This window comes from Escherichia sp. MOD1-EC5433 (assembly GCF_002966005.1).
Classification (GTDB): domain Bacteria; phylum Pseudomonadota; class Gammaproteobacteria; order Enterobacterales; family Enterobacteriaceae; genus Escherichia; species Escherichia ruysiae.
This window is the reverse complement of the sequence record NZ_PTRL01000003.1, coordinates 171429-196172: the sequence shown is the minus strand read 5'-3', so window position 1 is coordinate 196172 and position 24744 is coordinate 171429. Positions and strand designations below refer to the sequence as shown.

General features: G+C 49.7%; 23 protein-coding genes and 6 tRNA genes. 16 read left to right on the top strand and 13 right to left on the bottom strand.

All coding sequences use genetic code 11. The features are described 5' to 3' along the window. Positions 1–124: 124 nt before the first annotated feature. Both C3D30_RS07835 and ypeC read left to right on the top strand, forming a co-directional pair. A complete protein-coding gene (locus C3D30_RS07835) occupies positions 125–1381 on the top strand; it encodes an ion channel protein (RefSeq protein ID WP_105286704.1) in 1257 nt (418 codons plus the stop codon). Positions 1382–1495: 114 nt separating this feature from the next. Continuing rightward, the gene (ypeC, locus tag C3D30_RS07830; protein ID WP_000490072.1) at positions 1496–1822 is read left to right on the top strand and encodes a DUF2502 domain-containing protein YpeC; all 327 of its coding nucleotides are present in this window, start codon (positions 1496–1498) and stop codon (positions 1820–1822) included. A gap of 141 nt (positions 1823–1963) precedes the next feature. Here ypeC and C3D30_RS07825 read toward each other — a convergent pair whose 3' ends face one another. Together C3D30_RS07825 and C3D30_RS20825 are read right to left on the bottom strand one after the other, a co-directional pair. After that, complete coding sequence (locus C3D30_RS07825) at positions 1964–3202, bottom strand: Nramp family divalent metal transporter (protein ID WP_016158728.1); 1239 nt, start codon at positions 3200–3202, stop codon at positions 1964–1966. After that, complete coding sequence (locus C3D30_RS20825; protein ID WP_423779531.1) at positions 3183–3242, bottom strand: hypothetical protein; 60 nt, start codon at positions 3240–3242, stop codon at positions 3183–3185. The genes C3D30_RS07825 and C3D30_RS20825 overlap by 20 nt, the downstream gene beginning before the upstream one ends. Before the next feature lie 298 nt (positions 3243–3540). On the opposite strand from C3D30_RS20825, the gene nupC reads away from it, so the two are divergent. Further along, complete coding sequence (gene nupC / locus C3D30_RS07820; RefSeq protein ID WP_010351048.1) at positions 3541–4743, top strand: nucleoside permease NupC; 1203 nt, start codon at positions 3541–3543, stop codon at positions 4741–4743. 233 nt (positions 4744–4976) lie between these two features. Here the strand turns inward: nupC and C3D30_RS07815 are convergent, their stop codons facing one another. From C3D30_RS07815 to C3D30_RS07805, 3 genes are all read right to left on the bottom strand, one after another. Then, positions 4977–7166 (bottom strand): bifunctional diguanylate cyclase/phosphodiesterase, encoded by a 2190-nt coding sequence (locus tag C3D30_RS07815; protein ID WP_010351047.1) that lies wholly within the window; start codon positions 7164–7166, stop codon positions 4977–4979. A gap of 207 nt (positions 7167–7373) precedes the next feature. Continuing rightward, positions 7374–7449: transfer RNA gene (locus C3D30_RS07810), tRNA-Ala, on the bottom strand. 39 nt (positions 7450–7488) lie between these two features. Beyond that, positions 7489–7564 (bottom strand) — tRNA-Ala (locus C3D30_RS07805). A 220-nt stretch (positions 7565–7784) separates the two neighbouring features. On the opposite strand from C3D30_RS07805, the gene C3D30_RS07800 reads away from it, so the two are divergent. Next, positions 7785–8144, top strand: coding sequence for a YfeC-like transcriptional regulator (locus tag C3D30_RS07800; protein ID WP_000472025.1), 360 nt, complete (start codon positions 7785–7787; stop codon positions 8142–8144). Between the two features lies 1 nt (position 8145). Continuing rightward, the gene (locus tag C3D30_RS07795) at positions 8146–8538 is read left to right on the top strand and encodes a MerR family transcriptional regulator (RefSeq protein ID WP_000826491.1); all 393 of its coding nucleotides are present in this window, start codon (positions 8146–8148) and stop codon (positions 8536–8538) included. Positions 8539–8588: 50 nt separating this feature from the next. Here the strand turns inward: C3D30_RS07795 and gltX are convergent, their stop codons facing one another. Further along, positions 8589–10004, bottom strand: coding sequence for a glutamate--tRNA ligase (gltX, locus tag C3D30_RS07790; protein ID WP_016158730.1), 1416 nt, complete (start codon positions 10002–10004; stop codon positions 8589–8591). Positions 10005–10262: 258 nt separating this feature from the next. Here gltX and C3D30_RS07785 point away from each other — a divergent pair. From C3D30_RS07785 to C3D30_RS07770, 4 genes are all read left to right on the top strand, one after another. After that, positions 10263–10338: transfer RNA gene (locus C3D30_RS07785), tRNA-Val, on the top strand. A 44-nt stretch (positions 10339–10382) separates the two neighbouring features. After that, positions 10383–10458: transfer RNA gene (locus C3D30_RS07780), tRNA-Val, on the top strand. A gap of 46 nt (positions 10459–10504) precedes the next feature. Further along, a tRNA-Val gene (locus C3D30_RS07775) sits at positions 10505–10580 on the top strand. Between the two features lie 4 nt (positions 10581–10584). Then, positions 10585–10660 (top strand) — tRNA-Lys (locus C3D30_RS07770). Positions 10661–10762: 102 nt separating this feature from the next. On the opposite strand, the gene xapR is transcribed toward C3D30_RS07770, so the two are convergent. Genes xapR through xapA form a run of 4 tightly spaced genes read right to left on the bottom strand, consistent with a single transcriptional unit; the run spans position 10763 to position 14038 of the window. Further along, positions 10763–11647, bottom strand: coding sequence for a DNA-binding transcriptional regulator XapR (gene xapR, locus C3D30_RS07765; RefSeq protein ID WP_000439927.1), 885 nt, complete (start codon positions 11645–11647; stop codon positions 10763–10765). A 40-nt stretch (positions 11648–11687) separates the two neighbouring features. Continuing rightward, the gene (locus C3D30_RS07760; protein WP_105286703.1) at positions 11688–11840 is read right to left on the bottom strand and encodes a DUF1427 family protein; all 153 of its coding nucleotides are present in this window, start codon (positions 11838–11840) and stop codon (positions 11688–11690) included. Positions 11841–11888: 48 nt separating this feature from the next. Then, entirely contained in the window at positions 11889–13145 is a 1257-nt protein-coding gene (xapB, locus tag C3D30_RS07755) for a xanthosine/proton symporter XapB (protein ID WP_000020386.1), read from the bottom strand. Between the two features lie 59 nt (positions 13146–13204). After that, the gene (gene xapA, locus C3D30_RS07750) at positions 13205–14038 is read right to left on the bottom strand and encodes a xanthosine phosphorylase (protein ID WP_105285187.1); all 834 of its coding nucleotides are present in this window, start codon (positions 14036–14038) and stop codon (positions 13205–13207) included. Between the two features lie 248 nt (positions 14039–14286). Between xapA and C3D30_RS07745 the strand changes: the two genes are divergently transcribed. Together C3D30_RS07745 and C3D30_RS07740 are read left to right on the top strand one after the other, a co-directional pair. Next, positions 14287–15045 carry a nucleoside-specific channel-forming Tsx family protein gene (locus C3D30_RS07745; RefSeq protein ID WP_105285186.1) on the top strand — a complete coding sequence of 253 codons (759 nt, stop codon included), beginning with the start codon at positions 14287–14289 and terminating at the stop codon, positions 15043–15045. A gap of 283 nt (positions 15046–15328) precedes the next feature. Beyond that, positions 15329–16327 (top strand): bile acid:sodium symporter family protein, encoded by a 999-nt coding sequence (locus tag C3D30_RS07740; protein WP_000765628.1) that lies wholly within the window; start codon positions 15329–15331, stop codon positions 16325–16327. Here the strand turns inward: C3D30_RS07740 and C3D30_RS07735 are convergent. The 3 genes from C3D30_RS07735 to zipA form a co-directional block, all read right to left on the bottom strand. Next, a complete protein-coding gene (locus tag C3D30_RS07735) occupies positions 16324–16542 on the bottom strand; it encodes a DUF3820 family protein (RefSeq protein WP_000410201.1) in 219 nt (72 codons plus the stop codon). The genes C3D30_RS07740 and C3D30_RS07735 overlap by 4 nt on opposite strands. A 1-nt stretch (position 16543) precedes the next feature. Further along, a complete protein-coding gene (ligA, locus tag C3D30_RS07730) occupies positions 16544–18559 on the bottom strand; it encodes an NAD-dependent DNA ligase LigA (RefSeq protein WP_000443722.1) in 2016 nt (671 codons plus the stop codon). Between the two features lie 70 nt (positions 18560–18629). Next, on the bottom strand, positions 18630–19622 hold the full coding sequence (zipA, locus tag C3D30_RS07725; protein ID WP_105286702.1) for a cell division protein ZipA: 993 nt from the start codon (positions 19620–19622) through the stop codon (positions 18630–18632). 229 nt (positions 19623–19851) lie between these two features. Between zipA and cysZ the strand changes: the two genes are divergently transcribed. From cysZ to crr, 5 genes are all read left to right on the top strand, one after another. After that, a complete protein-coding gene (gene cysZ, locus C3D30_RS07720; RefSeq protein WP_000255355.1) occupies positions 19852–20613 on the top strand; it encodes a sulfate transporter CysZ in 762 nt (253 codons plus the stop codon). A gap of 183 nt (positions 20614–20796) precedes the next feature. After that, positions 20797–21768, top strand: a complete 972-nt coding sequence (cysK, locus tag C3D30_RS07715) for a cysteine synthase A (protein ID WP_000034402.1) — start codon at positions 20797–20799, stop codon at positions 21766–21768. A gap of 383 nt (positions 21769–22151) precedes the next feature. Next, positions 22152–22409, top strand: a complete 258-nt coding sequence (gene ptsH / locus C3D30_RS07705) for a phosphocarrier protein Hpr (protein ID WP_000487600.1) — start codon at positions 22152–22154, stop codon at positions 22407–22409. A 44-nt stretch (positions 22410–22453) separates the two neighbouring features. Next, entirely contained in the window at positions 22454–24181 is a 1728-nt protein-coding gene (gene ptsI, locus C3D30_RS07700; protein WP_000623136.1) for a phosphoenolpyruvate-protein phosphotransferase PtsI, read from the top strand. 40 nt (positions 24182–24221) lie between these two features. After that, positions 24222–24731 carry a PTS glucose transporter subunit IIA gene (crr, locus tag C3D30_RS07695; protein WP_000522247.1) on the top strand — a complete coding sequence of 170 codons (510 nt, stop codon included), beginning with the start codon at positions 24222–24224 and terminating at the stop codon, positions 24729–24731. Positions 24732–24744 lie beyond the last annotated feature (13 nt).

The window sequence follows — 24744 nt, the reverse complement described above, 5'->3', positions numbered from 1 at the left end:
GGCGGGCTCCCTGTAAATATCGATCTGGGTCACACTATTACTTTATCGTTTCAGCACCAATTGCAGCGATGCCTTTATGCAAGCTGGGCAAACTAAGTATCTGACCCCGCATAAGGAATAGAACATGCTCCATTCGCGAGCCAGAACCATGTTGTTATTATCGCTTCCTGCCCTGGCAATTGGGATTGCGTCCAGTCTTATTCTGATTGTGGTGATGAAAATCGCCTCGGTATTACAGAATTTACTCTGGCAACGACTGCCGGGAAGTCTGGGGATAGCCCAGGATTCACCGCTGTGGATCATCGGAATATTAACGCTGACGGGGATCGCAGTGGGACTGGTTATCCGTTTCAGCCAGGGTCATGCCGGACCAGATCCCGCCAGTGAACCGCTGATCGGCGCGCCAGTCTCCCCTTCTGCGCTACCAGGGCTTATCGTAGCATTAATTCTCGGTCTTGCCGGTGGCGTCAGCCTGGGGCCGGAACATCCGATTATGACCGTTAATATCGCCCTAGCGGTGGCGATAGGCGCTCGTCTGTTGCCTCGAGTTAACCGGATGGAATGGACTATTTTAGCCTCAGCCGGAACTATCGGTGCGCTATTTGGCACACCTGTCGCGGCGGCGTTGATATTTTCGCAAACCTTAAATGGCAGTAATGAAGTGCCGCTATGGGATCGACTCTTTGCGCCGTTAATGGCAGCGGCGGCTGGTGCGCTGACGACAAGTCTATTTTTCCATCCTCATTTTTCGCTGCCCATTGCGCATTACGGACAGATGCAGATGGCAGACATCATCAGCGGTGCGATTGTAGCGGCGATTGCTATCGCTGCGGGGATGGTCGCCGTATGGTGTCTGCCACGGTTGCACGCAATGATGCATCAGATTAAAAACCCTGTGCTCATGCTCGGGGTTGGCGGGTTTATTCTCGGTATTTTGGGCGTTATTGGTGGGCCGGTTTCACTGTTTAAAGGGCTGGATGAGATGCAGCAAATGGTGATGAATCAGGCTTTCAGCACCAGTGATTACTTTTTACTGGCGGTGATTAAGCTCGCCGCTCTGGTCATTGCCGCCGCCAGCGGGTTTCGTGGCGGGCGAATCTTCCCGGCAGTGTTTGTTGGCGTGGCGTTAGGTTTGATGCTACATGAACACGTTCCCGCAGTCCCGGCGGCAATTACTGTCTCCTGCGCTATTCTCGGTATGGTACTGGTGGTAACGCGCGATGGCTGGTTAAGCCTGTTTATGGCGGCGGTCGTTGTACCTGATACCAATCTGCTACCGCTACTTTGTATCGTTATGCTTCCGGCATGGCTATTGCTGGCTGGCAAACCAATGATGATTGTGAATCGCCCGAAGCAGCAACCACCCCACGATAGCCTTTAGCAAAAAATGCTCTCCCTCATGATTTAAGAGTTATGGCGATGAAACGGGGCTTTACCTCCCCGTAATATTGCGTTAACAGGCCGCTGACGGCTTCGATCGTGAAGGAGAATAACAATGTTCAGGTCACTGTTTCTGGCGGCCGCCCTGATGGCTTTTACCCCGCTTGCGGCAAACGCAGGTGAAATTACCCTACTGCCATCAATCAAATTACAAATTGGCGATCGCGATCATTACGGTAATTACTGGGACGGTGGTCACTGGCGCGACCGTGATTACTGGCACCGTAATTACGAATGGCGTAAAAACCGCTGGTGGCGTCACGATAATGGCTACCACCGTGGCTGGGATAAGCGTAAAGCGTATGAGCGTGGCTATCGTGAAGGCTGGCGCGACCGTGATGATCATCGCGGGAAAGGCCGTGGACACGGACATCGTCATTAAACATCCACTAATGGAGCACGATGCCTGATGCGAAGCTTGTGCGTCTTATCAGGCCTACAGCCCCACTCCATTGAACGCGTAGGGCGGATAAGGCGTTTTACGCCGCATCCGCCTGTGGTGTCTGATGCGACGCCCGTTCAACTACAACCCCAGCGCCGTTCCCACCAACAGCCAGATATTCAACGCCACTACCAACACCACAATCACCCAGCCAGTCTGTTTTACGCGTTTGCTGTTCACCAGATCGCCCATCAACTTACTGTCACTGGTGAAAATCAACAGTGGAACCAGCGCCAGGGCGATACCAAAACTTAGCAGCACCTGGCTCATGACCAGAATTCGTGTCGGATCTAATCCCATCAGGATGACAATAAATGACGGCAACATGGTAACTGTCCGGCGCACCCACAGCGGGATATGGAAACGAATAAAACCCTGCATGACCACCTGCCCCGCCAGCGTACCCACCACCGTTGAAGAAAGCCCAGCTGCCACCAGGCTTAAACCAAAGACAGTCGCTGCAGCATTGCTTAACAGCGGTTGCAGCGTCAGGTAGGCTTCGTCAAGATCGGCGACACCAGTATGGCCGGAAAAGTGGAACGCGGCAGCAGCCGTTGCCATCATCGCCAGATTGACAAAACCAGCAATAGTCATGGCAATCGCGACATCCCATTTGGTGGCTGAATAACGTTGCTGGCGTGACCCATCATGCAGATGCTGGGTCAGCGAAGAGTGCAAATAAATCACATGCGGCATAATCGTCGCCCCCAGCACACCCGCAGCCAGGAAGACCGCCTCTGAGGTAGGTAAACTCGGGATCACCATTCCTTTACCTAACTGCGCCAGGTTAGGCTGGGAGAAGATCAGCTCAACAATGTAAGCCGCTGCGACAAACAGCAGTAGCCCGCCAATCACTTTCTCCAGCGGTTTTTGCCCGCGACGTTGCAGCATTAAAATCAGGAAGGTTGCGATACCCGTTAATACGGCGCCCTGCAACAGCGAAACCCCAAGAATCAGTTTGAAACCGATAGCCGCGCCAATAAATTCCGCCAGGTCGGTAGCCATCGCAATAATTTCTGCCTGAACCCAATAGAACCAGACGACCGGACGCGGGTAGTGATCGCGAATTTGTTCCGCCAGATTTTTACCGGTGGCAATCCCCAGCTTGGCCGAGAGGATCTGAATCAGCATCGCCATCAGATTAGCCCAGACAACAACCCACAATAGCTTATAGCCGAAGCTGGCACCCGCCTGAATATTGGTCGCAAAGTTGCCGGGATCGATATAACCAATCGCCGCAATGAACGCAGGTCCCATTAATGCGAGCCTCATCTTGCGCGCCGCCCGTCCGCTGCTACTCTCAACGCGATAGTTCGTCATCTTGTTGTGCCTCTAAAACATAGCCTTTGCTATGTTTCATGCTATGTCAAACGAGAATGATTATCAAATTCATTTAAATGGGTTGTGATGATTTCTCTGATAGACCAGGATTATGACTAAGAAAAGATTGATGGCTTGAATGTTATTTTTATGTTTAATGTTAGCACATTTACATAACTTTCCGCTTCCATACACAACATAGCAGAAATGTAGGACAGCTCACTATTTTTGAAGCTTGTCACAGGACGTCATTATAGTGTGTGTCAGATCTCGTTTTCCTGAATCATGTTGCATAGAATGTGCACGGAAATTTAACCTGCCTCATATTTGGAGCAAATATGGACCGCGTCCTTCATTTTGTACTGGCACTAGCCGTTGTTGCGATTCTCGCATTGCTGGCAAGCAGCGACCGCAAAAAAATTCGTATCCGTTATATTATTCAACTGCTTGTTATCGAAGTATTACTGGCGTGGTTCTTCCTGAACTCTGACGTTGGTCTGGGCTTCGTGAAAGGCTTCTCCGAAATGTTCGAAAAACTGCTCGGATTTGCCAACGAAGGTACTAACTTCGTCTTTGGTAGCATGAATGATCAAGGCCTGGCGTTCTTCTTCCTGAAAGTGCTGTGCCCTATCGTCTTTATTTCTGCGTTGATCGGTATTCTCCAGCACATTCGCGTGTTGCCGGTGATTATTCGCGCGATTGGTTTCCTGCTTTCCAAAGTCAATGGCATGGGCAAACTGGAATCCTTTAACGCCGTCAGTTCCCTGATTTTGGGACAATCCGAGAACTTTATCGCCTATAAAGATATCCTCGGCAAAATCTCCCGTAATCGTATGTACACCATGGCAGCAACAGCGATGTCCACCGTGTCGATGTCCATCGTTGGCGCATACATGACGATGCTGGAGCCGAAATACGTCGTTGCTGCACTGGTACTGAACATGTTCAGCACCTTTATCGTACTGTCGCTGATCAACCCTTACCGTGTTGACGCCAGCGAAGAAAACATTCAGATGTCCAACCTGCACGAAGGTCAGAGCTTCTTCGAAATGCTGGGTGAATACATTCTGGCAGGTTTCAAAGTTGCCATTATCGTTGCAGCGATGCTGATCGGCTTTATCGCCCTGATCGCCGCATTGAACGCACTGTTTGCCACCGTGACTGGCTGGTTTGGCTACAGCATCTCCTTCCAGGGCATCCTGGGCTACATCTTCTATCCGGTTGCATGGGTAATGGGTGTTCCATCCAACGAAGCACTGCAAGTGGGCAGTATCATGGCGACCAAACTGGTTTCCAACGAGTTCGTTGCGATGATGGATCTGCAGAAAATTGCTTCCACGCTTTCTCCGCGTGCAGAAGGCATCATCTCTGTATTCCTGGTATCCTTTGCTAACTTCTCTTCTATCGGGATTATCGCGGGCGCGGTTAAAGGTCTGAACGAAGAGCAAGGTAACGTGGTTTCTCGCTTCGGTCTGAAACTGGTTTACGGCTCTACGCTGGTGAGCGTACTTTCTGCGTCAATCGCAGCACTGGTGCTGTAAGTCCAATACATTCATTAAAAAAGCCGGGGAATGTTCCCCGGCTTCAGTTTGTTGACAACGTGTGCTCTGTTTATGCCGGATGCGGCGTAAACGCCTTATCCGGCCTACAAAACATCGCAAATTCAATAGATTGTGATTTCCACCCAGGCCTGATAAGCATAGCGCATCAGACAGTTTACTGGTTGTCATCAGCCTCAAATGCCGGGGATAATCCCCCGGCTTTTTTATGCCTGTTAATCAGCTAATGGCTGCGGGCGACCAATCAAATACCCTTGCAGATATTGCACCCCAAGTTTATGCAATAACGCCTGCTGCTGTTGCGTTTCTACAAACTCCGCTACCACGCTTAACGACTTCGCTTTCGCCAGGTCGGTAATTGACCGCACAATCATCGCATCCAGCGTATTAGTCACTATATCTTTCACAAAGACGCCATCAATCTTGATGATATCGGCCTGCAAACGTTTTAATCGCTCGTAGTTGGCATAACCAGTGCCAAAGTCATCAATCGCAATACGGAAGCCAAATTTATGCAGTTGCTCGATGTTGTACATGCTGCTCTCTGCATTTGAAAACGCCTGCTCCTCGGTGATCTCAAGAATGACTGTCTCCGGGGAGATGTGATAACGCTTAAACAGACGAATAATCCGCCCGGCGATATTTTTTTGCAACAGAGTGAGCGGCATTAAATTGACTGAAAAGCGTGGACCTTTATTGTTGGAAGGGTGAGTTGCTAACCACTTCAACAGAGATTCCAGCACCTGCAAATCGAAACGCGCGCTAAGGTTAAACTGGGCGATAAGCGGCAGAAATTTATCCGGCGTCATAATGCCGTCGTCATATTTCAGACGCGCCAGGATCTCATCATAGCCCTGCCCCTCTTTGTTACGAATGGGCTGGGCGTAGAGAAGCAAATCACCATTATCTAACGCCTTACGAATGGTGTTCAGCAACAGTACCTGTTTGGTGGTCTGCCCGGACGCCATCTCCTCTCGATTATCCAACGCCAACACGTGGTGATGAACGCAGGATTGTTCCGCCAGCCAGCTTAACTGCCCCAACATAGGCTGCAGGGTTTCCTGATTGCCATCAAAACGCCCCCAGGCGGCACCATAGCCCATATCCAGACCGGTGTTGTTCCAGTGAATCTGCCGACTATTGAGGATGTTAACCATATGCTGTAGTCGGCCTTCCGTTTCCGGCCCGGTCAGTACCAGCAGCAATTCACTGCCCGGCAGTTGATACAACTTTTCGTTTTCCTGCATCAACGGCAGCAAGGTACGGTAAATTGAGCGGATACAATGAACACGCATCACCAGACCGTAATGACGACTCATAAACTCAAGATTATCAATACGCAGGCAGCAAAAACTCTTTCCCGCCTCCTGCTCCTGCGATTGCTCGAGTGCACGAAAGTTGGGTAATAGCGTTAATGGATCGGTCAGCGCCTGCAAATGCCAGCGGCGATTAAGCCATTCACTTCGATGGTAAATACGCACCATGTAAAGCAGGCAAACGCTAAAGGAAATCAGCACCGCGAGAATAAATGCCAGCGAATATTCAGTTTCGACCCCTTGTAAAAAATTCTGGTTGTAATTCAAGAGGAAAAGAGTCGAAACAGCCCAGGTGAGATTTAAAAACGGATAACGAAGTTTACCAACACCAAGGGTAAAGATGATGAAGAAAACGGGCACCAGGTAACCGGCAATAAAGTCGTTTTCATAAGGCGTACACATCAGAAGTAGCAGTACGCTAAGAGCCGCCAGCCAGCTTAAAGTAAATGCACGTTTCTCTTTGTTCAGCGACGGGGCGATATCCCTGCGCCACAATATCTGCGCAAAGTGGGGGCTTACAATCATGCGAGTGAGATAGTAATAGAGCATGTTGTAAATCAACACTGCCGTGAAAAGGCTAAGTAAATCAACGACCGTGAAAATAGCATCTGCATCGCCGAAAAATGTCGATATCTTTAGCGGGAAATCAAAAAAGCTACCCACCAGATACATGCTGCCTTTGATGCCAATCGGCGTCACTAAACCAAGCCAGAAGAGACGTCGCCAGACGTATCGGGTGGTCAACCCATAACGCCAACGCGTTCCTAACTGCCAGCGTAATATTGCACAGGCACACAGCACTACAAATGTCTGGCTACCGAGCATGACGGCAGTTTGCAAAAATGAGAGATGGAAATTCCACAGATTAGTGCAAAACATCCCGCATAAAACAGGAACAACACCACGCCAGCCAAAGATGAACAATATTGACAGCATTACGCACAGTGGCATCCACGCCAGAAAGATATAGCTGGAGTGGATAACGGCAAGTGGCGAAATAAAACGGGATAGCTGAATAAGTACCACGGTGAGCGTAAACGCCAGTGTGAATATCTTGATATTTTTTATCAGATTATGCTCCACAAACATGAGTAGACTACTCTCACTGATCGGGGTTTTCAGGCACCCAAATAATAAGTTTATTCGCATCGCGAAGCAAACAGGAGTCGGCCTGTTGCCGCTTTTTCATCCAATGATGCTTTCACCAGGCGGCACTAACCCGGGCGTAGACTGTATTACAAAAGCGGCAAAAATCAGAGACAAAAAACCCCCGCTTCACAGCGAGGGTTTGAAATTTGGTGGAGCTAAGCGGGATCGAACCGCTGACCTCTTGCATGCCATGCAAGCGCTCTCCCAGCTGAGCTATAGCCCCACGATGCATTTACGTACCAAATTTGCTGGGTGCAAAATTTGGTGGAGCTAAGCGGGATCGAACCGCTGACCTCTTGCATGCCATGCAAGCGCTCTCCCAGCTGAGCTATAGCCCCATCACGTAAAGCTTGTCGAGTTGACGGGCGGCATCATATGAATTCCGTCCGAATGTGTCAACGGCAAATTGCAGCGTCTTGTTTCAATCGCTGAAAAATCAGGCAAATGAACATTTTTGGATTACGCCTCGCATTCAGTAGTTATTCATGTCACGGTTTCATGTAAATTGATGCTATAAAATGAACACTTAATAGACCCACAACTATTCAGGGAATTGTTATGTTCAAGGAGAGGATGACGCCAGATGAACTTGCCAGACTGACCGGTTATAGCCGGCAGACCATTAATAAATGGGTACGCAAGGAAGGCTGGACGACATCACCAAAACCGGGCGTCCAGGGGGGCAAGGCTCGACTGGTACACGTCAATGAACAGGTTCGTGAATATATTCGCAATGCAGAACGCCCGGAGGGTCAGGGAGAAATACCCGCCCTGTCTGGCGATGCACCGCTTGAAGTGCTGTTAGCTACGCTGGCGAAAGAGATGACGCCGGCTGAACAAAAGCAGTTTACATCATTGCTTCTGCGGGAAGGGATTATCGGGTTATTACAACGCTTAGGGATTCGCAACAGCAAATAATATGAAAAGATTACGCAATAAAATGACCACCGAAGAACTGGCGGAATGCCTCGGTGTGGCGAAACAAACAGTTAACCGCTGGATTAGAGAAAAAGGCTGGAAAACAGAAAAATTTCCCGGAGTGAAAGGTGGTCGAGCCAGACTTATTCTACTGGACACACATGTTTGCGAATTTATTCAAAACACGCCTGCCTTCCATAATACGCCAATGCTTCTCGAGGCCGAAGAATCCCTTGCTGAATACGCGCCGGGTATGCGCACTCCGGCTTATCGGCAAATAATCAGCGCAATAGACAATATGACTCACAGTGAGCAGGAAAAAGTTGCGCAATTTTTATCGCGTGAAGGGATTCGTAATTTCCTTGCCCGTCTCGACATTGACGAATCAGCATAAATAAAAAACGGCAGGATACTATCTCCTGCCGTTTATCTTTTATGCGCTAATTACTGCTGGCTTTCGCGTTCAGCAATAAAAGCCAGAGCTTTGTTGATGCGCTCGATGCTACGAGCTTTGCCGATCGCGTGAACGGTAACATCCAGTGCCGGCGACTGCCCCGCACCAGTGACAGCGACACGCAGCGGCATACCGACTTTGCCCATCCCCACTTCCAGCTCGTCCGCCGTCGTCTGAATAGCGTGGTGAACGTTTTCAGCTGTCCAGTCAGTAATAGCTGCCAGTTTGTCGCGAACCACTTCCAGCGGCTGACGCGCTACCGGGCGCAGATGTTTTTTCGCTGCATCGGCATCGAACTCAGCAAAATCTTCGTAGAAGTAACGGCAGCTCTGTGCCATTTCTTTCAGAGTTTTGCAGCGTTCTCCCAGCAGTTTAACCAGATCCGCCAGCTGCGGGCCGTTGCGGGTATCGATATTTTCCTGCTCGATGTGCCACTGTAAATGGGTAGCAACATACTCCGGCGGCAGCGTGTTAATGTAGTGGTGGTTTAACCACAGCAGCTTGTCGGTATTGAACGCGCTGGCAGATTTGCTGACGGCATTCAGGGTGAAGTATTTGATCATCTCTTCACGGGTGAAGATTTCCTGATCGCCATGGGACCAGCCCAGACGCACCAGATAGTTCAGCAATGCTTCCGGCAGATAGCCGTCGTCGCGATACTGCATTACGCTGACCGCACCGTGACGTTTGGACAGTTTTTTACCGTCATCGCCGTTGATCATAGAAACGTGCGCGTAAACCGGCACTGGTGCTTTCAGGGCTTTCAGAATGTTGATCTGGCGCGGCGTGTTGTTGATATGGTCTTCACCACGGATAACATGGGTGATTTCCATATCCCAGTCATCGACAACTACACAGAAGTTATAGGTCGGAGAACCATCGGTACGACGGATAATCAGATCATCCAGCTCCTGGTTGCTGAACTCGATCGGACCACGGATCTGATCGTCAAAAACCACAGAACCTTCTTGCGGATTAGCAAAACGTACGACACACGGTTCATCATCAGCATGATGCTCATGGCTGTGGCGGCAGCGACCGTCATAACGCGGCTTCTCACCTTTCGCCATTTGCTCTTCACGCAGTGCTTCCAGACGCTCTTTAGAGCAATAGCATTTATAGGCCGTGCCCTCTTCCAGCATCTGATCGATAACTGCGTTATAGCGATCAAAACGTTTGGTCTGATAGTACGGACCTTCATCCCACTCCAGACTCAGCCAGTTCATACCATCCATAATGGCTTCGATAGCTTCCGGCGTAGAACGCTCAAGATCGGTGTCTTCAATACGCAGCACGAACTCACCGCCGTGGTTACGTGCAAAAAGCCAGGAATAAAGAGCAGTACGCGCGCCGCCAACGTGCAGATAGCCTGTTGGGCTTGGCGCGAAGCGAGTTTTGATTTTCATGAAATGGCCTTACGTTTAGAAAGATGCCGACAACCGGCAAATCCTGGAAAAATTGAGTGGGCGATATTCTATCACTCCAGCCTGATTCCTCAATGTAGTTCGGGTTGCTACATGATGCATTATTGTTTTCGTTGAGAAATTGCGCAACACGGTCTGTTTTGCGATCACCCTGCTTAATTTTACGACGAACAAACAAATTCTTTAGAAAATGCGTTGACTCATTTCGAACTCTCCCTATAATGCGACTCCACACAGCGGGGGTGATTAGCTCAGCTGGGAGAGCACCTCCCTTACAAGGAGGGGGTCGGCGGTTCGATCCCGTCATCACCCACCAACTACTTTATGTAGTCTCCGCCGTGTAGCAAGAAATTGAGAAGTGGGTGATTAGCTCAGCTGGGAGAGCACCTCCCTTACAAGGAGGGGGTCGGCGGTTCGATCCCGTCATCACCCACCACTTTCTCGCCAGCTAAATTTCTTGTAACAATGTGAAGTACCGAAGTGGGTGATTAGCTCAGCTGGGAGAGCACCTCCCTTACAAGGAGGGGGTCGGCGGTTCGATCCCGTCATCACCCACCACTTCGGGTCGTTAGCTCAGTTGGTAGAGCAGTTGACTTTTAATCAATTGGTCGCAGGTTCGAATCCTGCACGACCCACCAATGTAAAAAAGCGCCCTAAAGGCGCTTTTTTGCTATCTGCGATTTACGAAATTGCCTGATGCGCTTCGCTTATCAGACCTACGATTTCCGGCAACTCCTCGCCTACTGTGTCAATGCTGCCAACAGCTTAACCATCGCGGGTGTCACCTGCTGCGTTTCATAAACAATATACAAATCTGCCGGGATGCGCTCTTTGAGCGGACGGAAAATGACACCTGGCCAGTTCATCTGTGCGTAGCTGTCTGCTATCAAGGTGATACCAATACCCATACTGATCATGGCCAGCACCGTTTGCGGTTCATTAACTTCGCGAATAACAACCGGTGAAAACCCCGCCTGCTGACAAACACGCTGCAAAAAATCCCAGTCTGTGTACACGGGCGGCATTGTGACAAAATACTCGTCACGTAGTGCTTCCAGCGGAACGGCGGAATATGATGAGAGGTGATGCTCTTCAGGCATCGCTACCAGAAACGCCGATTCATGCAAGCGTAAGCTGGTAAAATCTTCCGGTGGTTCTGTCGCCATTCGCCAGATCCCGGCATCGAGTTCGCGACGCTCCAACAGCGCCATTTGCATCGCAGGCATCTTTTCGCGAAACAGTACTTCAACGTTGGGGTTTTCCCTAAGAAATCGCCGCATAACCGGTCGCATCCGTCCCCACATTGCCGTTCCGACCACACCGAGTTCAATCCGCCCTGCTTCTCCCCGCCCTATTTGTTCAATCCGAGCCAACACCTGATTTGCATTCATCAGCAATCGGCGCGATTCTTCCATCAAAATTTTGCCCGCGTGTGTCAGGACGACGCTGCGCGAGTGACGAATAAAAAGCTGTGTGCCAAGTTGATTTTCCAGCTCTTTAATATGAATACTGAGCGGAGGCTGAGACATATTTAAACGCGCCGCTGCGCGGCCAAAATGTAACTCTTCCGCTACAGCAAGAAAATAACGGAGCAACTTAAGGTCTGTTCTGTAAATGCGTTCCATAATTAAGTGCTCCGTTTAATAAATATATCTTGTTAAATTATCACGGCATAAAGTATTTCACCACCAGATAACCTACATACATAAACACAATAGATAATATACCCGGCAATACATTTGGCACAGGAATAGGTAATCGCACGATTGTAAATAAAGCACCAATGCCAAAACCGACACCAGAAGAACTTTCACTAATTAACCTTTATCATAAAAGCAGCCCCGAAAAACAGAGCTGCAAATCCTTTTAATGTGTCACTGTTCGATGTGTTATCTTTTCAGGGTCATGGTTATATTTAAACCCAAAGAAAAATATCACTGCGAGGAAAAGAGAATATCCTGCAAACATCAGCCAGATAGTTTGCCAGTCTTTTACGCCATCTACCGAGAAGTAATCTACTGCCATACCGCTCAGAATCGAGCCGACCCACGCACCGACACCATTTACCATGGTCATAAAGAGCCCCTGTGCGCTGGCACGAATGCTGGAATCAACTTCCTGTTCGACAAAGACCGAACCGGAAATATTGAAGAAATCAAACGCGCAGCCGTAAACAATCATCGACAGCAGCAGCAAAATAAACCCGGTTGGTGACGGATCGCCATAAGCGAAGAAGCCAAAGCGTAGCGTCCAGGCCACCATACTCATAAGCATGACCGTTTTGATACCGAAACGCTTTAAAAAGAACGGAATCGTCAGAATAAAACCGACTTCAGCCATCTGTGAAACTGACAGTAAAATGGACGGATACTTCACCACGAAGCTATCAGCAAACTCCGGGTTACGAGCAAAATCATGCAGGAACGGGTTGCCAAAAACGTTGGTAATTTGCAGTACCGCGCCCAGCATCATGGCGAAGAGGAAAAAGATGGCCATGCGTGGATTTTTGAACAGGACGAAGGCATCCAGACCGAGCTTACTGGCAAGCGAAGTAGCCACTTTTTTCTGCGCAACAGGAATCTTAGGCAAAGTCAGCGCATAAGCCGACAGCAGCAGAGACGCCCCGGAAGCGATATACAGTTGCAGACTGCTCAATTCCAGATGCAGTAAGCTTACCGCCCACATCGCGATGATGAACCCCACCGTACCAAAAACGCGAATAGGCGGGAAAGCCGTCACCGGGTCAAGCCCCGCCTGGGCGAGGCAGGAATAAGAGACGCTGTTCGATAATGCGATAGTCGGCATAAATGCCATCGCATTGACTAACATCACCCAAAACATCGTATCCGGATCACTCACCGACGCCGCATAAAAAAGCACACCAGCACACACCAAGTGGCACAGCATATATGCACGTTCCGCACGCAGCCATTTATCCGCGATAATCCCCATAATGCCAGGCATAATTATCGCAGCAATCCCTTTGGAGCTGTAGACCATACCGACGTTAGCGCCGGTAAAATGAAGGGTATTAATCATGTAAGAACCGAGGGTAACCAGCCAGCTCCCCCAGATAAAATATTGCAAAAAGGACATTACCTTTAAGCGTAAAGCGATGCTCATAATCGTTTCCTTATCGCATCATGTGGCCTCACCCGTGAGGCCGTTTATTGTTGTTTTACTTAGGCAATATTGCGCAGAAAGCCGCAAATAAGGTTGATAAAGTTCTGCTTAGAGAGCTCCGCTGCTGCCAGCGTTTGGGTATGCGAGAGCTTCACGTCACTCAGACCTTCCGCCATATTGGTAATCGCAGAAACGGCCACTACCTTCAGGTCACAATGGCGTGCTGAAATAACTTCAGGCACAACGGACATTCCAACGACATCCCCGCCAATAATTTGCATCATGCGAATTTCAGCCGCCGTTTCGAAATTCGGTCCCGGATACGAAACAAACACACCTTCCGTCAGGGGGAATCCCTCTTCTTTCGCCACTTTTTGCAACAGAGCCCGGTAATCCGCATCATAGGCATTTGCCAGCGAGAAGAAGCGTTCTCCAAAACGTTCATCGTTAAGACCCACCATCGGTGTACCCGGCATGGTGTTGATGTGGTCTTTCAGCGCAACCAGACTGCCCGCCCCCACCTCCGGACGCAGTGATCCCGCCGCATTGGCGCAGAACAGCAGTTCACAACCCAGCAATTTGAAAGTACGAATCGCATCGGTCATGATGGTCATTCCACGACCTTCATAGAAATGTCCCCGACCTTTCATACATGCCACCGGAACGCCCTGGAGATGCCCCAACACCAGCTCGCCTGCATGTCCATGCACCGTACTCACCGGGAAGCCCGGCAGCTTTTCATAGGAAATGGCGACAGCGTTCTCAATCTGATCGGCCAGCGCGCCCAGCCCGGAACCTAAAATAAAAACCACTCGTGGTGTGAAATCTGGTTTATAAGCCCGGATAATATCGACGCAATACAGCGGGTTATGAGAAAAATTTGCCTGAGACATATATATCCTTTTTCTGTGGGGTTGAATCTAACGCCTTTTTATAGCGAGGTTGTCCCGGCTCTTACCAATACACTTTTTTCACGCATTCAATAGTGATTCGATATCGATGGATTTATATCTTTTCACTATTAATTCTCAGCAAAAACTGTATTGGTGATACTCACTCCCTTGCATTAACAATATGCCGTTTTTAAGCAACCATTTTATTAAGCAATCTACTAATAACGATCGGCATAGGGATTTATGCTATGAAAAAACATCTTCTGACTCTTTCCTCTTTATTAGCCATACCTGTTATATCTCATGCAGAATTTAAAAGTGGATTTGCAGATATCGGCGTGCATTACCTGGACTGGACCAGCAGAACCACTGAGAAATCGTCGACCAAATCACACAAAGATGATTTTGGTTATCTTGAACTGGAAGGCGGCGCTAACTTTAGTTGGGGAGAAATGTACGGGTTCTTCGACTGGGAAAACTTTTATAACGACCGCCACGATAAACCAGGTAGCGAGCAGCGTTATACCTTTAAAAATACCAACCGCATTTACCTGGGCGATACCGGATTTAATCTCTACCTGCACGCGTATGGCACCTACGGTTCTGCAAATCGTGTGAATTTCCACGATGATATGTTCCTGTACGGTATCGGCTACAACTTTACTGGCAAGGGGTGGTGGTTCAAACCGTTCTTCGCTAAACGCTATACGGATCAAACCTATTACACTGGCGATAACGGTTACGTGGCAGGTTGGGTTGCGGGTTACAGCTTTATGCTGGGCAGAGAGAAATTCACCCTCACCAACTGGAACGAGTACGAGTTTGATCGTGATGCCACCTACGCAGCAGGTAATGGCGGTAAAGAAGGGCTGAACGGTGCGGTCGCCCTCTGGTGGAACGCTACCGCGAAAATCACCGCAGGCATTCAGTATCGCTACGCGGATGACAAGCTGGGAGAAGCCTGGTATCAGGACGCCATCATTTACTCGGTCAAATTTAACTTCTGAACCATTTCTGCCGGGATTCCCGGCAGAAATACATAACACGATATATGATACAACGAATCCCCTTCTCGCCCTGCCATCACTATTCTCCTTGTTCTTGCTCCACGTCCTCTAATGCTTCAGCAGTTGTTGAAAGTGACCGGTTCTTCCTGCGCTACTGTGACGAAAACATTTAATTGTTTTAATGAGTCATTCATCTATTTTCTTCATGAATGAATGCAATAAATCAATTTTATTTCTCAAACTGAAAGAAGCACAATAGCACCATCGATCATCTGGAGTCTTTATGAAACTTTTTCGTATCCTCGATCCTTTCACCTTAACCCTGGTCACGGTGGTATTACTGGCTTCTTTCTTTCCGGCCAGAGGCGGTTTTGTCCCCTTCTTTGAAAATCTGACCACGGCAGCCATTGCCCTGTTGTTCTTTATGCACGGCGCGAAGTTGTCGCGAGAGGCTATTATTGCAGGCGGTAGTCACTGGCGACTGCATTTGTGGGTGATGTGCAGTACCTTCGTGCTGTTTCCGGTTCTGGGCGTGTTGTTTGCCTGGTGGAAACCCGTAAACGTCGATCCCATGCTCTATTCCGGCTTTCTCTATCTTTGCATTCTCCCTGCCACCGTGCAGTCTGCAATCGCTTTTACTTCGATGGCGGGCGGTAACGTCGCGGCGGCCGTTTGTTCTGCATCAGCATCCAGCCTGCTGGGTATTTTCCTTTCGCCATTGCTGGTTGGTCTGGTGATGAATGTTCACGGTGCAGAGGGCAGCCTTGAGCAGGTCGGTAAGATTATGCTGCAGCTGTTACTACCTTTTGTGTTGGGGCATCTTTCTCGCCCGTGGATTGGCAACTGGGTGGCGCGCAATAAAAAGTGGATTGCGAAAACTGACCAGACCTCCATTCTGTTGGTGGTCTATACGGCGTTCAGCGAAGCCGTCGTTAACGGCATCTGGCACAAAGTCGGCTGGGGATCGTTGCTGTTTATCGTGGTGGTCAGCTGCGTGCTGTTGGCTATCGTGATTGTGATTAACGTCTTTATGGCACGCCGACTAGGTTTCAATAAAGCGGATGAGATAACGATTGTCTTCTGTGGTTCGAAAAAGAGCCTGGCGAATGGTATTCCGATGGCGAACATTCTGTTCCCAACGTCAGTTATCGGTATGATGGTGCTACCACTGATGATTTTCCATCAGATCCAGCTGATGGTTTGCGCGGTGCTGGCGCGTCGTTATAAGCGCCAGACCGAGCAACTACAGGCGCAGCAGGAAAGCCACGCTGGGAAGATTTAAAGCGGTCGTTTCAGGGGCTGAACCAGTTGCGTCAGCCCCTCGGTTTTAATCAGCAGCGTGATTTGCATTAGCTCACCGAGTTTTCCCGCCGGGAACTCATCCTTGCGGGCAAACCACAAAAGATACTCTTCCGGCAGGTCGATTAAGCGACGCCCTTTATACTTGCCAAACGGCATTATCGTATTGGCTATTTCAATCAGCTGCTCTTTTTCCATCTCAGTTACCCAGCAAACGTAGCATTTCAGCTTCGTCGATCACTTCAATGCCCAATTCCTGCGCTTTCGCCAGTTTAGAACCTGCGGCTTCTCCGGCGATCACCAGATCGGTTTTCTTCGACACGCTGCCCGCAACTTTCGCGCCCAGTTCGACCAGGCGAGCTTTAGCGTCATCACGCGACATCTGACTTAAGCTACCGGTGAGCACCACGGTTTTACCGGCAAACGGACTGTCGATCTCTTCAGCGTTGATGACGACCGGCGCAGGCCAGCGAACGCCTTCCGCTAACAGCTCGCTGATGACATTGCGGTTACTGTCTTCGGCAAAGAAGTTATGAACATGGGATGCAACGACAATTCCGACATCGGGAACTTTTTGCAGCTCTTCAATCGAGGCTGCTTCCAGTGCTTCCAGCGTGCCGAAATATGCCGCCAGACCTGCTGCAGTGGCCTCGCCGACTTCGCGGATGCCAAGCGCATAAAGGAAGCGGGAAAAGGTGGTTTCTTTCGCGTTTTCCAGCGCGTTAACCACGTTTTGCGCTGATTTCGGCCCCATTCTCTCCAGTCCGGTCAGTTTGCCTGCGGTGAGTTTGAACAGGTCAGCAGGTGTGTGGACGTACTCTTTTTCGACAAGCTGGTCGATGATTTTGTCACCCATACCGTCAACGTCCATCGCGCGGCGGGAAACAAAATGTTTCAGCGACTCTTTACGCTGAGCGCCGCAAATCAGGCCACCAGTACAGCGGGCGACTGCTTCTCCTTCCACACGTTCAACATCAGAACCACATACCGGACAATGCGTCGGAAATACAACCTCACGGGTATCTTCCGGGCGTTCAGAAAGCACTACGTTAACCACCTGCGGGATCACATCGCCAGCGCGGCGGATCACCACCTTATCGCCAATACGTAAACCAAGACGTTCGATTTCATCGGCATTGTGTAAGGTAGCATTGCTCACCAGCACACCTGCAACATGTACAGGTTCCAGACGCGCAACGGGCGTAATAGCGCCGGTACGTCCAACCTGAAACTCAACGTCGCGCACGAAAGTCATCTGTTCCTGCGCCGGGAATTTAAACGCCACTGCCCAGCGCGGGGCACGTGAAACAAAGCCAAGCTGTTCCTGCTGCGCCAGTGAGTTGACTTTAATCACCACGCCGTCGATATCAAAGCCCAACGTCGGGCGGTCTTCTTCAACTTTGTGATAAAACGCCAGCACCTCTTCTGCCGATTCACATAACGTGACACGATCGCTGACCGGTAATCCCCACTTTTTAAATTGCATTAAACGGCCAAGATGGGTGTCAGGCAGCTCGCCGCCTTCCAGCACACCAACGCCGTAGCAGAAGAAAGTGAGCGGTCGCTTCGCCGTGATACGTGGATCAAGCTGACGCAGCGAACCTGCCGCCGCATTACGTGGGTTAGCAAATACTTTCCCGCCCGTGCGTCGCGCCTCTTCGTTGATCTTTTCGAATCCCGCTTGCGGCAGGAATACTTCACCACGTACTTCCAGGCGCGCCGGGATATTCTCACCATGCAATTTCAACGGAATAGCGCGGATAGTACGGACGTTAGACGTAATGTCTTCTCCGGTGGTGCCATCGCCACGGGTCGCCGCACTGACCAGAACGCCATTCTCATACAGAATGCTGACGGCAAGACCATCCAGCTTCAGCTCACAGCACCAGGTGACTTTTTCGTTACTTTTCAGACGATCCAGTACGCGTTTGTTGAAGGCGAGAAAACTCTCTTCATCAAAAACGTTGTCCAACGACAGCATCGGAACTTCATGACGAATCTGGCTGAAGGCTGCCAGCGGTGCTGCGCCTACGCGCTGGGTTGGTGAATCCGGGGTAATGAGTTCCGGATGTTTTGCTTCCAGCTCGCGCAGCTCACGCATCAGCCTGTCGTATTCAGCGTCGGGAATTTCCGGCGCATCCATCACATGATAAAGATATTCATGATGGCGAAGCGTCGTTCGCAGTTCTGTGAGTTGTCTTTCGATTGATTCCATATCGCACCATCAATGCTAAAAACCCCCGACAAGCGGGGGTTCGAAGAAGAGTTAATTTGCCTTAAGTGTATCAGGCGTTAGCGTCTTTCACTTCGCGGATGATGTCCTGATACTCGCGCAGTTTCTGCGGAGTCATCATACGGCGCTGATCGTCAAGAACCACGCCACCGACTTCATCAGCGATATGCTGCGCAGATTGCAGCATCAGCTTGAAGTTTTGCAGTTCATCACCATAAGACGGAACCTGCATAAAGATAGTGACGCCAGGAGTGGTGAAATCCTTCATTTCAGGATCGAATGTTCCCGGTTTCACCATATTCGCCAGGCTGAATAACGCAGGGCCACTGCCGTCAGGGCTAAGATGACGATGGTAAATATTCATATCGCCAAAGATGAAGCCCGCCTGCTGAATGCTGTTAAGAAGCAGTTCACCATTAAGCTCACTACCGTGATGCGCCGCAACGTTCATAATGATCACCGCTTCTTTGCGTTTCGGCTTATCCATGACAGGCGCCGGTTCATTTACAGGTTCAGGCTGCGGTGCCGCTACGGGTTCTGCAACCTGGAAAGCCTGCTGCGCTGGTTGGGGCACTGGCTGCGTCGGTTGTGGAGCTGGCGGTACATGCGAAACAACTGGCTGTTCAGGCTGCGGCTGGTAGGCCGGCTGCTGAACTGGCTGCGGTTGCTGAACCGGCTGCGCTGAATGCGGAGCATGTTGCGGCGCTACCTGCGCTTCAGGCGGCTGCTGAACCGGTTGACGCGGCTGCGCAGACGCATAAGGCGGTTGGTACTGGTGTTGCGGCGACGGACGAGCAGCCTCATGCTCCTGGGCGTTAGCCGGGGCATGATTTACGCGGTGAACACGAACCTCACCAACGCCCTCATCATCTTCGACATCCTCGTCATAAGAATCGTCGTCACGTTTTGACTTCATTCGTTTTAATGGCCGATCGCGGAACATAGAAGATCGTTCTTTACGGCTGGTCCAGAAACCATGTACCAGTAAAGCGATTATGGCGATCGCGCCAACAATGATTAATATCAGACGCAAATCCTGCATCATTATATTCTCTGTTGTTCTAACACCTTGCCACCACGGCAAACATTTACTCACTAAGAGTATTTGCCGATTACCTCGAGTGCAAGTGCACTCTTAACTTTCACAGCACAAAGATAGATGAAATCGTGCTTTTTGCTGTTTTTTCGAACATATCCTAACTGTCCATTGCGCAATTAGTCGGTAAAATACGCAGAATTTTCCTGGGATTGGTCAAAAGGAGCATCTCCTGATTATGGTTTCAACATACACATCTTCCCCACGCAGCGGTTTTTACTATTTTGCGCAAGGCTGGAAGCTCGTCTCGCAACCCGGGATTCGGCGTTTTGTCATTTTACCTCTGTTAGTCAATATTTTGTTGATGGGAAGTGCATTCTGGTGGCTCTTTACCCAACTGGATGTCTGGATCCCATCATTAATGAGCCACGTGCCTGACTGGCTGCAATGGTTAAGCTATTTGCTGTGGCCTGTCGCGGTTCTCTCCGTGCTACTGATTTTTGGCTATTTTTTCTCAACTATTGCGAACTGGATTGCCGCGCCATTTAACGGTTTATTGGCTGAACAGCTGGAAGCAAGGCTGACAGGCGCTACGCCGCCGGATACCGGAATTTTTGGCATCATGAAAGATGTGCCGCGAATTATGAAACGCGAATGGCAAAAATTTGCGTGGTATTTGCCACGCGCCATCGTATTGCTGATCCTCTACTTCATCCCGGGCATCGGGCAAACCGTCGCGCCAGTGTTGTGGTTCCTGTTCAGCGCCTGGATGTTAGCCATTCAGTACTGCGACTATCCGTTCGACAACCACAAAGTGCCGTTCAAAGAGATGCGCACTGCCCTGCGCACGCGCAAAATCACCAATATGCAGTTTGGCGCATTAACGAGTCTGTTCACGATGATCCCGGTGCTCAACCTGTTCATCATGCCGGTGGCCGTCTGTGGCGCGACAGCGATGTGGGTCGATTGCTATCGCGCTAAACATGCATTATGGCGGTAACAATCTTCCGGTTGTTTTGTAAACTTTTTGTATGAAACAGGGGTGGCTTATGCCACCCTTATTCCATCTTGCAAGCCATTATTTCCCTTCTGTATATAGATATGCTAAATCCTTACTTCCGCATATTCTCTGAGCGGGTATGCTACCTGTTGTATCCCAATTTCATACAGTTAAGGACAGGCCATGAGTAAGATTTTTGAAGATAACTCGCTGACTATCGGTCACACACCGCTGGTTCGCCTGAATCGCATCGGTAACGGACGTATTCTGGCGAAGGTGGAATCTCGTAACCCCAGCTTCAGCGTTAAGTGCCGTATCGGTGCCAATATGATTTGGGATGCCGAAAAACGCGGCGTGCTGAAACCCGGCGTTGAACTGGTTGAACCCACCAGCGGCAACACTGGTATTGCTCTGGCTTATGTGGCAGCCGCTCGCGGTTATAAACTCACTCTGACCATGCCAGAGACAATGAGTATTGAACGTCGCAAACTGCTGAAAGCCCTGGGCGCAAACCTGGTACTGACTGAAGGCGCGAAAGGCATGAAAGGCGCGATTCAAAAAGCAGAAGAAATTGTCGCCAGTAACCCAGAGAAATACCTGCTGCTGCAACAATTCAGCAACCCGGCGAATCCGGAAATTCATGAAAAAACCACCGGTCCGGAGATCTGGGAAGATACCGACGGTCAGGTTGATGTATTTATTGCGGGTGTCGGTACTGGCGGTACGCTGACCGGCGTTAGCCGCTACATTAAAGGCACCAAAGGCAAGACTGATCTCATCTCTGTCGCCGTTGAGCCAACCGATTCTCCCGTCATCGCCCAGGCGCTGGCAGGTGAAGAAATCAAACCCGGCCCGCATAAAATCCAGGGCATCGGCGCTGGCTTTATCCCGGCGAACCTTGATCTCAAACTGGTCGATAAAGTTATTGGCATCACCAATGAAGAAGCTATCTCTACTGCACGTCGTTTAATGGAAGAAGAAGGCATTCTTGCCGGAATCTCTTCCGGCGCGGCGGTTGCTGCGGCGTTGAAACTACAAGAAGATGAAAGCTTTACCAATAAGAATATTGTGGTTATTCTGCCATCATCGGGTGAGCGTTATTTAAGCACCGCATTATTTGCCGATCTCTTTACCGAAAAAGAATTGCAACAGTAATGCCAGCTTGTTAAAAATGCGTAAAAAAGCACCTTTTCAGGTGCTTTTTTGTGGCCTACTTCAAATTTTAGCCTCTCCTGGCATTGATTCAGCCTGTCGGAACTGGTATTTAACCTGACTAATTATTTTGATGCGCGAAATTAATCGTTACAGGAAAAGCCTTAGCTGAATCGATTTTATGATTTGGTTCAATTCTTCCTTTAGCGGCATAATGTTTAATGATGAACGAAACGTCAGCGGTCAATATCCGCCAGCAATGGACTGTACAGAACACTTCGTGCGTCGCGTCTGTTAAAAACTGGCGCTAACAATACAGGCTAAAGTCAAACCGCCAGGCTAGACTTTAGTTCCACAACACTAAACCTATAAGTTGGGGAAATACAATGTTCCAGCAAGAAGTTACCATTACCGCTCCGAACGGTCTGCACACCCGCCCTGCTGCCCAGTTTGTAAAAGAAGCTAAGGGCTTCACTTCTGAAATTACTGTGACTTCCAACGGCAAAAGCGCCAGCGCAAAAAGCCTGTTTAAACTGCAGACTCTGGGCCTGACTCAAGGGACCGTTGTGACTATCTCCGCTGAAGGCGAAGACGAGCAGAAAGCGGTTGAACATCTGGTTAAACTGATGGCGGAACTCGAGTAATTTTCCGGGTTCTTTTAAAAATCAGTCACAAGTAAGGTAGGGTTATGATTTCAGGCATTTTAGCATCCCCGGGTATCGCTTTCGGTAAAGCTCTGCTTCTGAAAGAAGACGAAATCGTCATTGACCGGAAAAAAATTTCTGCCGACCAGGTTGATCAGGAAGTTGAACGTTTTCTGAGCGGTCGTGCCAAGGCATCAGCCCAGCTGGAAACGATCAAAACGAAAGCTGGTGAAACGTTCGGTGAAGAAAAAGAAGCCATCTTTGAAGGGCATATTATGCTGCTCGAAGATGAGGAGCTGGAGCAGGAAATCATAGCCCTGATTAAAGATAAGCACATGACGGCTGACGCAGCTGCTCATGAAGTTATTGAAGGTCAGGCTTCTGCCCTGGAAGAACTGGATGATGAATACCTGAAAGAGCGTGCGGCTGACGTGCGTGATATCGGTAAGCGCCTGCTGCGCAATATCCTGGGTCTGAAGATTATCGATCTGAGCGCCATTCAGGATGAAGTCATTCTGGTTGCCGCTGACCTGACACCGTCCGAAACCGCACAGTTGAACCTGAAGAAGGTACTGGGTTTCATCACCGACGCGGGTGGCCGTACTTCCCACACCTCTATCATGGCGCGTTCTCTGGAACTGCCTGCTATCGTGGGTACCGGTAGCGTCACCTCTCAGGTGAAAAATGACGACTATCTGATTCTGGATGCCGTAAATAATCAGGTTTACGTCAATCCAACCAACGAAGTTATTGATAAAATGCGCGCTGTTCAGGAGCAAGTGGCTTCTGAAAAAGCAGAGCTTGCTAAACTGAAAGATCTGCCAGCTATTACGCTGGACGGTCACCAGGTAGAAGTATGCGCTAACATTGGTACGGTTCGTGACGTTGAAGGTGCAGAGCGTAACGGCGCTGAAGGCGTTGGTCTGTATCGTACTGAGTTCCTGTTCATGGACCGCGACGCGCTGCCCACTGAAGAAGAACAGTTTGCTGCTTACAAAGCAGTGGCTGAAGCGTGTGGCTCGCAGGCGGTTATCGTTCGTACCATGGACATCGGCGGCGACAAAGAGCTGCCATACATGAACTTCCCGAAAGAAGAGAACCCGTTCCTCGGCTGGCGCGCTATCCGTATCGCGATGGATCGTAAAGAGATCCTGCGCGATCAGCTCCGCGCTATCCTGCGTGCCTCAGCTTTCGGTAAATTGCGCATTATGTTCCCGATGATCATCTCTGTTGAAGAAGTGCGTGCACTGCGCAAAGAGATCGAAATCTACAAACAGGAACTGCGCGACGAAGGTAAAGCGTTTGACGAGTCAATTGAAATCGGCGTAATGGTGGAAACACCGGCTGCCGCAACAATTGCGCGTCATTTGGCCAAAGAAGTTGATTTCTTTAGTATCGGCACCAATGATTTAACGCAGTACACTCTGGCAGTTGACCGTGGTAATGATATGATTTCACACCTTTACCAGCCAATGTCACCGTCCGTGCTGAACTTGATCAAGCAAGTTATTGATGCTTCTCATGCTGAAGGCAAATGGACTGGCATGTGTGGTGAGCTTGCTGGCGATGAACGTGCTACACTTCTGTTGCTGGGGATGGGTCTGGACGAATTCTCTATGAGCGCCATTTCTATCCCGCGCATTAAGAAGATTATCCGTAACACGAACTTCGAAGATGCGAAGGTGTTAGCAGAGCAGGCTCTTGCTCAACCGACAACGGACGAGTTAATGACGCTGGTTAACAAGTTCATTGAAGAAAAAACAATCTGCTAATCCACGAGATGCGGCCCAATTTACTGCTTAGGAGAAGATCATGGGTTTGTTCGATAAACTGAAATCTCTGGTTTCCGATGACAAAAAGGATACCGGAACTATTGAGATCATTGCTCCGCTCTCTGGCGAGATCGTCAATATCGAAGACGTGCCGGATGTCGTTTTTGCGGAAAAAATCGTTGGTGATGGCATTGCTATCAAACCGACTGGTAACAAAATGGTCGCTCCGGTTGACGGCACCATTGGTAAAATCTTTGAAACCAACCACGCGTTCTCTATCGAATCCGATAGCGGCGTTGAGCTGTTCGTCCACTTCGGTATCGACACCGTTGAACTGAAAGGCGAAGGCTTCAAGCGTATTGCTGAAGAAGGTCAGCGCGTGAAAGTTGGCGATACGGTTATTGAATTCGATCTGCCGCTGCTGGAAGAGAAAGCCAAGTCTACCCTGACTCCGGTTGTTATCTCCAACATGGACGAAATCAAAGAACTGATCAAACTGTCCGGTAGCGTAACTGTGGGTGAAACCCCGGTTATCCGCATCAAGAAGTAATTCTTGCCGCAAT